Origin of the sequence: Halothiobacillus sp., assembly GCF_028710545.1 — a bacterium.
Lineage (GTDB): Bacteria > Pseudomonadota > Gammaproteobacteria > Halothiobacillales > Halothiobacillaceae > Halothiobacillus.
Genome location: NZ_JAQTTX010000063.1, coordinates 1 through 12,098 on the forward strand (window position 1 = coordinate 1; position 12,098 = coordinate 12,098).

Annotated in this window: 13 protein-coding genes; all 13 read left to right on the plus strand. The window is 53.6% G+C overall.

Annotation, left to right across the window (positions count from 1 at the left end; translation table 11 throughout):
• Positions 1–251: 251 nt before the first annotated feature.
• On the plus strand, positions 252–1,232 hold the full coding sequence (locus tag PHD44_RS11080) for an integron integrase (protein ID WP_300191611.1): 981 nt from the start codon (positions 252–254) through the stop codon (positions 1,230–1,232).
• Positions 1,233–1,454: 222 nt separating this feature from the next.
• Positions 1,455–1,736 carry a DUF1778 domain-containing protein gene (locus tag PHD44_RS11085; protein ID WP_300191613.1) on the plus strand — a complete coding sequence of 94 codons (282 nt, stop codon included), beginning with the start codon at positions 1,455–1,457 and terminating at the stop codon, positions 1,734–1,736.
• Complete coding sequence (locus PHD44_RS11090; protein WP_300191616.1) at positions 1,733–2,233, plus strand: GNAT family N-acetyltransferase; 501 nt, start codon at positions 1,733–1,735, stop codon at positions 2,231–2,233. Before PHD44_RS11085 ends, PHD44_RS11090 begins: the two co-directional genes overlap by 4 nt.
• Positions 2,234–2,310: 77 nt before the next feature.
• Entirely contained in the window at positions 2,311–2,730 is a 420-nt protein-coding gene (locus PHD44_RS11095) for a TrbC/VirB2 family protein (protein WP_300191619.1), read from the plus strand.
• 52 nt (positions 2,731–2,782) lie between these two features.
• On the plus strand, positions 2,783–3,079 hold the full coding sequence (gene trbD, locus PHD44_RS11100) for a conjugal transfer protein TrbD (RefSeq protein ID WP_300191622.1): 297 nt from the start codon (positions 2,783–2,785) through the stop codon (positions 3,077–3,079).
• 5 nt (positions 3,080–3,084) lie between these two features.
• On the plus strand, positions 3,085–5,544 hold the full coding sequence (locus tag PHD44_RS11105) for a conjugal transfer protein TrbE (RefSeq protein WP_300191625.1): 2,460 nt from the start codon (positions 3,085–3,087) through the stop codon (positions 5,542–5,544).
• Positions 5,545–5,638: 94 nt separating this feature from the next.
• Positions 5,639–6,397 carry a P-type conjugative transfer protein TrbJ gene (gene trbJ / locus PHD44_RS11110; RefSeq protein WP_300191628.1) on the plus strand — a complete coding sequence of 253 codons (759 nt, stop codon included), beginning with the start codon at positions 5,639–5,641 and terminating at the stop codon, positions 6,395–6,397.
• Positions 6,398–6,503: 106 nt separating this feature from the next.
• Positions 6,504–6,692, plus strand: a complete 189-nt coding sequence (locus tag PHD44_RS11115) for a hypothetical protein (protein WP_300191631.1) — start codon at positions 6,504–6,506, stop codon at positions 6,690–6,692.
• Between the two features lies 1 nt (position 6,693).
• Positions 6,694–8,358, plus strand: a complete 1,665-nt coding sequence (trbL, locus tag PHD44_RS11120) for a P-type conjugative transfer protein TrbL (protein ID WP_300191634.1) — start codon at positions 6,694–6,696, stop codon at positions 8,356–8,358.
• A gap of 82 nt (positions 8,359–8,440) precedes the next feature.
• Positions 8,441–8,974, plus strand: coding sequence for a conjugative transfer signal peptidase TraF (gene traF, locus PHD44_RS11125; protein WP_300191637.1), 534 nt, complete (start codon positions 8,441–8,443; stop codon positions 8,972–8,974).
• A gap of 12 nt (positions 8,975–8,986) precedes the next feature.
• Positions 8,987–11,023, plus strand: coding sequence for a DNA topoisomerase III (locus PHD44_RS11130; RefSeq protein WP_300191640.1), 2,037 nt, complete (start codon positions 8,987–8,989; stop codon positions 11,021–11,023).
• Positions 11,024–11,031: 8 nt separating this feature from the next.
• Complete coding sequence (locus PHD44_RS11135) at positions 11,032–11,187, plus strand: hypothetical protein (RefSeq protein WP_300191641.1); 156 nt, start codon at positions 11,032–11,034, stop codon at positions 11,185–11,187.
• Positions 11,184–12,098: hypothetical protein (locus PHD44_RS11140; RefSeq protein ID WP_300191644.1), on the plus strand; the 915-nt coding region annotated here is incomplete at its 3' end. The genes PHD44_RS11135 and PHD44_RS11140, both read left to right, overlap by 4 nt.

Genomic DNA, 12,098 nt, shown 5'->3' on the forward strand with positions numbered 1-12,098 from the left:
GGTGACTTTGTATCCTGTGCTAGAGCAGCCAGATAACAAAAGAATTGAAAGAGGGAAAAACACTTGTAAACGTCTCATAAAAGACTCCTTTTCGCTTAACTTGACCATCAGCAATTGACGGCTAACGTAATTTAGACGACATGATAATTGGTTGAGTGTGCCAACCAATCAGTTTCGATTTGATGTAACTGTCCGTTTTTCATGTTGTTTATCTCTTGCCTTGTCCATTTAGGCAGCCTAAAATTTTGCGGATGAATCGTCAAGAATTTAATCAACAGCCGCCAAAATTATTGGATCGGGTTCGTGCCGAGATTCGTGTGCGTCACTATAGCATTCGCACGGAAGAGGCTTATATCGACTGGGTGCGGCGGTTTATTTTGTTCCACCATAAGCGACATCCTGCGGATATGGGGGCTGAGGAGGTGGGTGCTTTTCTGTCGTATCTGGCGACGGAGCGTCAGGTGGCGGCTTCTACTCAGAATCAGGCCAAGTCTGCATTGTTATTCCTGTATCAAAAGGTGTTGGGTGTTGAGTTGCCGTGGCTGGATGAGGTGATTACGGCTAGGTCATCCAAGCGATTGCCGGTTGTGCTCACGCCGACCGAGGTGCGGCGATTGCTCGATGGGACTTCAGGCACGATGAATCTGATTGTGAGCTTGTTGTACGGCACGGGGATGCGCCTTCTGGAGGGGCTGCGTTTGCGGGTGAAGGATGTGGAATTTACCCGTCGGGAAATCATTATTCGTGAGGGTAAGGGCAATAAAGATCGGGTGACGATGCTGCCGGAGAATCTGGTTTTGCCGTTATCGGCTCATTTGGAAAAAGTCAAAGCGCTGCATCAACGTGACCTGGATGCCGGATTTGGTTCGGTTTATCTGCCTAGTGCGCTGGCAGTGAAATACCCCAATGCACCCACGGCTTGGGGGTGGCAGTTTGTGTTTCCCTCTGCGGTTCGTGCCAATGACCCGCGCTCGGGCATGGAGCGCCGACATCATATTCATGAGGCCAGTGTGCAGCGGGCTGTGCGCGAGGCGGCCAAGCTGGTGAATATCTCCAAACCGGTTTCACCTCATGTGCTGCGTCATTCGTTCGCTACCCATTTGCTTCAGGCGGGTTACGACATCCGCACCGTTCAGGAATTGCTCGGCCATAAGGATGTGGCGACGACGATGATTTACACCCATGTGCTCAATAAAGGTGGGCGCGGGGTGGTGAGCCCGCTTGATGTGTGAGTGTGTGTTCGCTTATTGAGAATCTGCTTTAGCCGAGATTAACTTATTGATTCCACCCAAACTCAGAAGAGCCATTAGGCGTGAAGTAAGTCGTGCGCGTGCGCGGCTTCAAGGATGGCCTGTTTATGTTTGAGGGGTGATGATTGCGCTTATTCAAGCAAGAAACTAGAATAGGTTTGTACGGCAATATGCCGTATTTAAAGCCAAAGGGAGGACGCTAACATGTCCACAGTCGCTTCTACCGCTCGCCTCGAAGCCCGAATCAGCACCGATCTGCATGCGATGCTCAAGCGTGCCGCTGAACTTCAGGGGCGCACCATGACCGATTTCGTAGTTTCCGCCGTGCAGGACGCTGCGCAGCGTGCCATCGAGCAGGCCGAAGTCATGCGGTTGTCGCTGGCCGATCAGGAGTGCTTTGCTCAAGCGCTGTTGTCGCCGCCGTCCCCTTCGCCGGCTTTGGAGCGTGCTTTTACCCGTCGCAGTAAACTTCTGCGACCTGAATGAGCGATATTACGTTCCAACTCGTGTCACTCGATACCATGCACGACCGTGCCGTCTTCAACAGCGGTTCTGAGCCGCTTGATCGGTACTTACGAGAGCATGTCACTCAAGATATTCGTCGGCGCGTGACGGCCTGCTTCGTGGCAGTGACCGAAAAGCATCGTATCGCTGGCTATTACACTCTGGCATCAGCAAGTCTGTTGTTGGCTGATCTTCCTGCCGACAAGGGCAGGAAGCTCCCCCGCTATCCGACCGTGCCCGCCGTTCGTATGGGACGCTTGGCTGTCGATCAGGCATTCAAGGGGCAAGGTCTTGGTGGCGCATTGCTGGCCGATGCCCTCGACCGCGCCGTTCGTTCCGAGATCGCGGCTTATGCCCTCATGGTGGATGCCAAGGACGAAACAGCGTCGGCCTTCTACCTTCATCATGGCTTTATTGCCTTGCCAGATGCGCCGTTCACGCTGTTTCTGCCGCTGGCAACGGTGCCGATTCCTCGCTAATTTGAATTCTCCAACCCCTTGATAGCTTGGTGTTACGGGAAAAACCCGTTGCACCATTTTTGAATCGAGAGGTTGATATGAAAAAAATCCTGTCTGTGTTCCGTCGCGCTGGCGATGCGGTTAATCACAAAATCTACCACTATGCCGCCATTGGCGCCGCCGACCAGCGCGTGACCCAATTGGGGCGGCGTTTCGCTTTTCTCGGCGTATTGGGCGCGGCTGCCATGGCCGTATCTGAACCTTCTATGGCGGGAACCGCCACGGGGCTGCCCTGGGAAACGCCGATGGATACCATCAAATCGTCATTGACCGGCCCGATTGCTTTGGCGATTTCAATTATTGCCTTGGCTGCTGCCGGTGCCGCCTTGGTGTTCGGTGGTGAGCTGTCTGAATTCACCCGCAAAATCATCATGCTGGTAATGGCCTTGGCGTTGCTGGTTTCTGGCGCGTCGATCATGACCAAACTCTTCGCCGCTTCGGGCGCAATCATCCACTGAGCCATGCCAAGGGCGTGCTTCGACACGCCTGTCTGTTGAGAGAGGGGACGCCATGAGCGAAGAAAACACACACCGAACCATTCCAATTCATACCTCGTTTAATCGAGCGCATTTACTGCTTGGCGCAGAGCGAGAACTGACCCTGCTGACGATATTGATCGTCGCCCTGGTTGTGGCCTCGGGTATGAATCCCTTGAGCTTTGGCGTGGGGGCTGTGCTGTGGGTCATCATGTTGGGGATTGTGATCCGTATGGCCAAGGCCGACACAATGCTGAGCAAAGTCTACTTTAAGCATGTGAAGTATCGGGCTTATTACCCGGCAAAATCAGGCGCATACACCAGGAACTAACCAAAATGCTTAAATTAAAACAATACCGAGATACCGCCGTTGGCCTGCCTGATTTACTCAACTATGCGCTGAAGCCTGATGAGGGCATTGTGCAGGGCAAAGACGGCTCCCTAATGGCAAGCTGGTATTTCCGTGGCGAAGACATGGGCTCATCGACCGCGCAAGAACTCGCCCAACTTTCTGCCCGCCTGAACCATGCCCTGGTTCAATTGGGTTCTGGCTGGATGATCCATGTGGATGCCATCCGCCAATATGCCCGAAGTTATCCGCCTCTGTGCCCCTTTCCCGACCGCACGACCTTGGTGATTGATGCCGAACGCCGCGTGCAATATGAACAAGAAGCGGCTCATCTGGAATCGGTTTATGCCATGACGCTGACTTATTTACCGCCGAAAGCGGCTGAAACCAAGATCGCGGGCTGGATTTATTCGGGTAAGAAAAATGATACCGAGGGTCTGGCCGGGCGCGTGCTCGCTAATTTCAAAAACGCTTTGATGGATTTTGAGTCCGCCATTTCCGGTGTGCTCAAAGGTCGCCGCATGTTGACAACTGAGCACACAGACGGCTTGATTGGACACCCCGCATGGGTTGCCACCTATACCCTTGATGAGCAACTGCGCTTTTTCAATTACTGCATTACCGGCGAAGATCGCCCCGTGCGCTTACCTGCCGTGCCGATGTATTTGGATGCACTCATTGGCAATCAGCCCTTACTGACCGGCATTGAGCCCCAAGTCGGTGACAAACACATCGCGGTGATTGCGCTCGATGGTTATCCGCAAGAAAGCTGGCCGGGGATGTTGGGCACACTGGATAACTTGTCCATTACCTATCGGTGGAACACTCGATTCATCTTTTTGGATGGTCATGAGGCGAAGGCCATCATGAATAAACACCGCAAAAAGTGGCAACAAAAGCAACGCGGCCTCAAGGATCAGATATTCAAAACCTCAACCGGCGCGGTTGACCTCGATGCCTTGCAACAAACCAACGATGTGGAATCGGCCATGTCGGAGGTGGAATCGGGCGTGCTGAAATTTGGCTATCACACCGCCAATATCATCGTGATGCACGACGATCCGGTCGTGCTCAAAGAGCAAGCGCAAAAGGTGCGAAAAGCCATTTTAGAGCTTGGCTTTGGTGCCCGAATTGAAACCATCAACGCCGTCGAGGCATGGCTGGGCTCCTTGCCGGGGCACAGCCAATACAATGTGCGCCGCCCACTGCTGCACACCCTGAACCTATCTGACATGCTGCCGATTACCTCAGTTTGGGCAGGCAATGAATTTAACCCATGCCCGTTTTATCCCGAGCAGTCACCCCCTTTAACCTACACCGCCACCACGGGACATACCCCGTTTCGCCTGTCGCTGCATGTGGGTGATGTCGGCCATATCCTTATGCTGGGCAAAACCGGCGGCGGGAAATCCACCGCCTTGGCCTTTCTGGCCGCCCAGCATTTCCGGTACCCTGATGCTCAGGTGTTTTCATTTGATAAGGGCTATTCGGGCTTCGTGCTCTGCAATGCCGCAGGCGGTGCGTATTACGACATCGCCGGTGAACAGAGCGATTTAGCCTTTTGCCCGCTGGCGCAAATCGATTCAAAAGAAGAGCAATCCTGGGCGGTTGAATGGGTAGAAACCCTGCTTGTCCTTCAGGGTGTGACGATTACCCCCAATAATCGCAGCTTGATCTTTGATGCCGTGCAACGGCTCAGTCACAGCAGCGTGCGCACCCTGACTGAATTTGTCTCACAAATTCAGGATGTCGGGATGCGCAGCGCCCTGAACTACTACACCGTGGCAGGCCCACTGGGTCATTTGCTGGATGCCGAAAAAGACGGCCTAAAAAACAATCGCTATCAGGTGTTTGAGATGGAACATCTCATGAACATGGGCGAAAAGGCCGTGATTCCCGTCTTGCTCTACCTGTTCCGCCAAGTCGAGCGGCGCCTGGATGGCCGCCCCACCTTGGTGTTCATTGATGAAGCTTGGTTGGCACTCTCGCATCCGATGTTCCGCGAAAAAGTGCGCGAATGGCTCAAAACATGGCGCAAGAAAAACGCCGCTGCCGTGTTGGCCACGCAAGAACTGGCCGATGTTATGAACAGCCCGATTCGGGATGCGATTCTCGCCAGTTGCCCGACCAAGATCCTGCTACCGAACCCAGAGGCACAGGAACCCGCTCAGCGCGACTGGTATCACGAAATCGGCCTCAATAATCGTGAAATCGAGATTTTGGCCACAGCCACGCCCAAGCGGCATTACTACTACAAGTCACCCAGTGGGCGACGGGTATTCGATCTGAGCTTAGGTGCCGTGGCACTGGCATTCGTTGCCAAGTCCAGCCCCGATCACATCAAGCAGGCGCGGACTATGATTGCCCAATACGGCGAATCATGGCCAGCTCACTGGCTCGATCAGCACGGATTGAGCGATTGGGGAGATTATTGGCGGGCGCTTTGAACTGATTCAGCGGTGTTTGGTGCTCAACTCATAAAAACCGAATTCCGAGTCCGATTGTTAGCGTGTTCCTTGTCACCAAACAAGGAACATCGCCATGAAACCAAAATTCCATCTGATTGCTGTTGCCTTGGCAATGGCTTCCCTTACTTTCCTGAATTCACCGACGGCTAGCGCCAGTGGCGTCGTTGCTGGGGCGACGGAACCCACTCAGATCATGAATAACATTGAGTTGGTGGCGACCAATATCAAAGAGGCCGAACAAATTTCGAATCAGTTGACGCAGATTGCGAATCAGATTCAAGCCTACAAGAACATGGTCACCAATACCTTGAATGTCCCGAACCAGATTTGGCAGAACGCCGACGGTTTGTTGCAACAACTGGTCGGGGTGGTCAATCAAGGTCAGGCACTGGCCTTTTCTGCAACCAACATCAACAGCCTGTTCCAGCAAAAATATCCCGGTTACACGCCGCCACAAGACTTCGGTGCGGCGTATCAGAACATCAATGAAACCACACTGGATAGTGTGCGTGGTGCGCTGAATGCCGCGAATATCCAATCTCAAGATTTCTCCACCGAACAGGGCGCTCTCAATGCCATAGAAGCTCAGAGCCAGTCCGCCCAGGGCCGTATGCAGGCGATTCAGGCAGGCAATCAAATAGCCATGGCGCAGGTGCAGCAAATGCGCAAGCTGCGTGCCCTGCAAATGGCGCAAATGCAGGCGCAGAGCGCATATATATCAGGAATCACCCAGCAGAAAGCCGACGACACGTTGATGACCAAACAAACGTTGAATTTACCGAATCCACCGACAACTAATACCTCGGCCACATTGCCCCGTGCCGGTAAATAAATCGAGGACTACGACATGTTTATTTCAAAGAAAATCATCTTAATGCTGCTTGCCACGTTACTCATAACGGTTGCCCCGTGCCGGTAAATAAATCGAGGACTACGACATGTTTATTTCAAAGAAAATCATCTTAATGCTGCTTGCCACGTTACTCATAACGGTTGCCTTGGTTTATGCCGTCGCTCACAAGCCGATTGAGCAAAAGAAAAAAGAGATGACGGCAAAGGATTTCTTGACCCTGCCCGATCCTCCGAAAGTAGATACGACAAAAACCTTGCCGAAAGCTGGAAACTAAAATGAAAAACAAGTTATTGCTGGCTTTCCTTGTGATGGGTTTGGCGGCGACCAATCTGGTTTATGCGGCAACCCCCACCAATCCCTCTGACCCAGACGTATTTCTTGATTTGGCAACCCAATTTCATGATGCCGCCGATAACTGGACTGTCACGGCCCAAAATATCGGTTATTGGATTTTCTTTACCTTGGCGACACTTGAAATGACTTGGGCGGCAGCCCTTTGGGTCATGGAAAAAGACAGCGCCAGCTCACTCATCGTCGCACTGGTGCGCAAGATGATGGTTTTGGGTTTTTTCTACACTTTCCTGGTATACGCACCCACTTGGCTGCCTGCCATCATTAACTCATTGTTGGGTGCGGGCGAAAAAATTGGTGGCCACGCAGCGACACCCGGATCATTAATCGCCACTGGTCTTTTGGTGATTCAAAAACTCTGGGCCGCGTGGGGCAATACACCTGTTGACGGAATCAGCTCTTTTTTCCTATCACTCACTGCTGCACTTTTGCTGATTCCAGTGTCCTTTATTGTTATTTTCGCATTTGTGTTCATCGCAGTGGAGCTCATCATAACCACGATCGAATCTTATATCGTGGTTGGCATGGGATTGGTGCTTATGGGCTTTTCGGGTAGCCAATGGACGCGGGATTTTTCCCAAAAATACCTCGGTTACGCGTTTTCGGTTGGCGTTAAATTGATGGTTTTAACCTTGATCGTTTCGGTCATTATCACAATTACCAATGCCTGGCCATCAATGATTGCCAGCTCGTTGACTGCGACCGATATAAAATCATTGGTTTACCCGCTGTTCATGATTGCAGGCGCGTCCGTGCTCATGGCGTTGCTATCCATTAAAATCCCCTCCCTTGCCTCATCCCTGTTGTCTGGCGCACCTTCTCTGGGCGGTGCTGCTGCGGTGGGTGCGGCGGCAGGTGCTGCTGCCGGTGCGGCAGGTCTAGCTGTCGGCGCTTCAAAACTCCTTGGGGCCGGTGTAAGTGCTGCTACTACGGCTGGTGGTGCGGCTACCAAAGGTATCGCCGCTGCGGCCGCTGGGGGTGCTGGTATGGCTCAGGCTATGGGGGCGGCATCAAATCTTGCGACGGCTTCCGGATTTACACCGGGATCATTGGCGCACATGGGTGCAACCGCAGGCAACATGGTGGCCGGTTTGGGCGGGATGGCTGCCACGGGTATGAAAAATATATCCGGTAAGGCGGGGGCAGCGCTGGATGGCGCCACTAAAAAAGCCGGAGAAAAGTTCAGTGGCGCGGTATCGAGTTCCACAGGCGGGAAGCTGGCTGCAAGCCTAAATGAGAAGGCCGCAGGCAAACAAGGCTCTGGTGGCAGTCAAGCGAGCGCAGGGGCAAATACGCCAAGCGGCAGTGCAGCCACCGCGTCGGATTCATCCGCTGCCACTGTGAGTCCGCCCAGTAGTACCGCAACTGCTCTTAACAGCACGGTATCGGCGAAGGAATCGATCTCTTCTGCCGTCACCGTTCCTCCGCCATCCCTTGGCGGCGAGACACCGGCTGGTAGTGGCAATAATCCTAAGCAATCAGAACATGTCGGCGCGAGCGAGCATCTAAAAAAAGCTATGCAGCAATTACCGCTCGATCATGGCGCTGTAGCCGCCGCCGCACCCAAATTGGATCATCACGAACCGTAACTTTGGTTTTGATTTAACCTCATAACCTCAATTCCGCCCCGACTCGATACCTTGGTATCAGTCAACCAAGGGGCGGTTTTTTATGCGCGTTCACACAAAGAGTTTGTTCGGTGTTTCGGCTGTGATCGGGATTTTCGGCACCGTTATTTTGGTGGCGCGCGGGTTGGGTGTGTTTTACAACGACACCCCATCCATCCCGGAAGGGTTCTGGTATTCGACCAGCAAACCAAGCCCTGAATTGGGTGATTTCGTGGCGGCTTGCCCGCCCATCTCCGCTGCGAAACTGGCGCTTGAGCGCGATTATCTGCCCGCTGGCCACTGCCCTGGCGGCACGGTGCCGTTGTTAAAACAGGTGTATGCCGTCCCCTTTGATTTTGTGCGCATCGTGGGCGGCACCTTGCGCATCCAGCATGGTGATGCCGCCTTCAGCCACTCAATAAATGTAATGAAAACCGACCCCGAAGGCCGACCGCTGCCTCAAGCCCCCGGTGGGGTGCTGAGTGCTTCGCAGTATTGGCTCGGCAGCTCGTGCCCGATTGGCTTTGATAGCCGTTATTTCGGCGCGGTTCAGCGCCAAAACATCATCTCGGTCATTCGGCCGTTATTCACCTGGTAGGGGAAAAAAATCATGCGCGTGTATCTATGTGAAAAGCCGTCTCAGGCTCGGGATATTGCCGCCGTTTTGGGTGTGCAATCTAAAGATAAAAGCTCAATTACCACAAGCGGTGGGGTGGTGACCTGGGCATTCGGCCATCTCCTCGAACAGGCGCCGCCCGATGCCTACGATGAAGCACTCAAGCGCTGGGCGCTGGCCTCATTGCCGATTGCGCCTGCTCAATGGAAAGTTGAGGTGAAATCGAGCGCCAAAGATCAATTCATGGCCATTGCTGCCTTGCTGAAAAAGGCATCTGAGGTTGTGATTGCCACTGATGCGGATCGTGAGGGCGAAATGATTGCCCGTGAATTGATGGACTTCGTGGGCTTCAAGGGCAAAGTTCAGCGATTGTGGTTGTCTGCCCTCGATGCCGCTTCGGTTAAAAAAGCCTTGGCAGCCCTGAAACCGGGCGCTGAAACTGCGGGGCTGTATCAATCAGCGCTTGGTCGTTCGCGGGCAGATTGGCTGGTCGGGATGAATCTCACGCGGGCATTTACCTTGGCGGGGCGCAGCCAAGGCGGTGACGGTGTGCGTAGCGTGGGGCGAGTGCAAACCCCAACCTTGAGCCTGGTCGTTGAGCGAGATCGGCTCATTGAGCGCTTCAAACCCGTGCCGTATTTCGAGCTGTTCGGGTTCTTTGAAGCGGGGCAGTCATTCAGTACGAAATGGAAGGTGCCAGAAGGATCAGGGGATGACGCGGGGCGCTGTCTGGATCGATCGATCGTGGATGCCGTCGCCAGCAAAATCACCGGAAAAACGGGCACGGTAAGCCAGTATGAAACCAAGCGCATCAGTGAAAATCCCCCGCTGCCGTTCAGCCTATCTACTTTGCAAAAAACCTGTTCGGCGAAGTTTGGTTTGGGCGCGCAAGAAGTGCTGGATATTGCCCAGGCACTGTACGAAACCCATAAAGCCACCACCTATCCCCGATCGGATTGCAATTATCTTCCCGAGGAGCAATTCCAAGAGGCATCTTCCATCGTAACGGCATTGGCCAAGTCAGATACCGAAGTGCAACGGATCGTTGAATTGCTCGATTTCAGCCGGAAAAGCCCGGCATGGAATACGAAAAAAATCACCGCGCACCATGCCATCATCCCCACGCAAACGCCGCCGAATCTGGACGCGATGAGTGGCAACGAGCGCAAAGTCTATGAGCTGATTCGCCGCCAATATCTCACACAATTCTTCCCGGCCTATGAATACGACCGCACCCAGATTGGCATCAGCATCGAGGGCGAGTTATTCCAGACTACCGGGAAAATTGACCAAGTGATCGGCTGGCGAGCGCTTTTCGGCAAAGCGGATGCAAGTGACGATGAACACGATGACGAGGTGCAAACCTTGCCTGCATTGACTCAAGGCCAAACGCTGCCGCTGAGTCGAACCGAAATGGCCGCCAAGCAAACCAAACCCCCAGCCCGCTACACCGAAGGCACCTTGATTGATGCCATGCAAACGATCGGGAAAAATATCACCGACCCACGGCTGAAGGCCATTCTCAAAGAAAACTCCGGCATCGGCACCGAAGCCACACGGGCGGGCATTATTGCCAACCTGATTGAGCGAGGCTTCATCACCAAAAAGGGCAAACAGGTCATCAGCAGTGAGGCAGGCAGAAGCCTGATTGATACATTGCCCGAATCCGTCAAAAGCCCCGCACTCACCGCATTGTGGGAACAGTCTCTCGAAGAGATTGCCGATGGCAAGCGTGAATTAGCGGGATTTGAGGCCGATGTCGTCAAATTCATCACCGCGATTATCGACCAGATAAAAAAGCAACACACGGATGCACCATCACGCCCGACGGCAGATTGCCCTGCCTGCAAGGCCCAAGGCCAAGCCGAAAAAGTCTATTCCAGCAAGAAGCAATGCCACTACTGGCACTGCAAGGCCTGTGATCAATGGTTTGATGATGCCGCCGGAAAGCCCGTGCCGAAAGCAGCGGCAAGTAGCGCGAAAACAAAGACTGCACCGCGCAAATCAACCACGGCGAGAAAAGCAAAATGAGCAGCTCGATGGCGGATTTCCCCACCGATGACTACTGGCCCAGTGAGTACGAGTTAAACGAAGAGCGCAATCTCGATGATTCGTTCATTGATGAAATCCTAAGTTTTTGTGAAAAGGATTTAATCGAAAAAAATGAGCAACGATTCAAGAGGCTGCTCAAATGAACCTGAGATTGCTGTCTCTGTGGCGAATTCCTACCGGTTTGGCGGTGGGCTATCTCGCTTGGAATGGCACCCATCCGGCGATTCTGATGCTGGCCTTGGTCATGCCCTTGCTGGTCATGAAATCACCGAACCGCGCCACGGCGGGGCTCACCGCCTTGGCATACTACCTTGGCACGGCATGGGATTTACCTCACGGCGCCGCCGTGTTTTTTGGCAATAACCTCGGCACCGGTTTATTGAACACAGCAAGTGGTTATGCTTTGTGGATTGGTGCATCGCTGGCATTAAGTCTGCCCTGGTGGGCGCTTTGGACAAGCCAGCATCAATGGCGCGGCCTGCGCTTGCTGCTTGCTCTGATCTTGGTCGCGCTTCCCCCAATAGGTATTGTGGGTTGGGCATGGCCACTGACCGCAACGGGCTTGGTTTTGCCCGGTTTCGGCTGGCTCGGTTTGGGCTTAATGGCATTCTGGCTAGTATTCCTGGCCAGTATGCCCGTATCGAAGCAAGCCATGAGTGTGCTCTTGGCTGCGCTGTCCTTCATGATTTTCTTGCCAGTGGCTTTGTTGCAGCGCCCCGATCCCGCTCCGTTTTGGCAAGGGCAGGATACCCAACTGGGTTGGGGCTCGGGCAGTTTGTACTGGGTGGAAATGTATGAACACACCCAAACCCTGAAGAGCTATGCCCAACGGCTTGCGCCGCATCATGCCCTCCTGCTGCCTGAAACCGTAGGCGGTGAATGGCAAGCTGTTCTGCCGTTATGGCGCAATGAATCAGCAAGATTAAAAGCCCAGCATTCCACGGTTTTGATGGGGGTACGGCAAACCTACGCTCAGGGCTATGACAACTGCCTGGCCGCGATTGGGCAGCATCAGGGCATTAAGTATTGCCAGCGTGTACCGGTGCCGGTATCC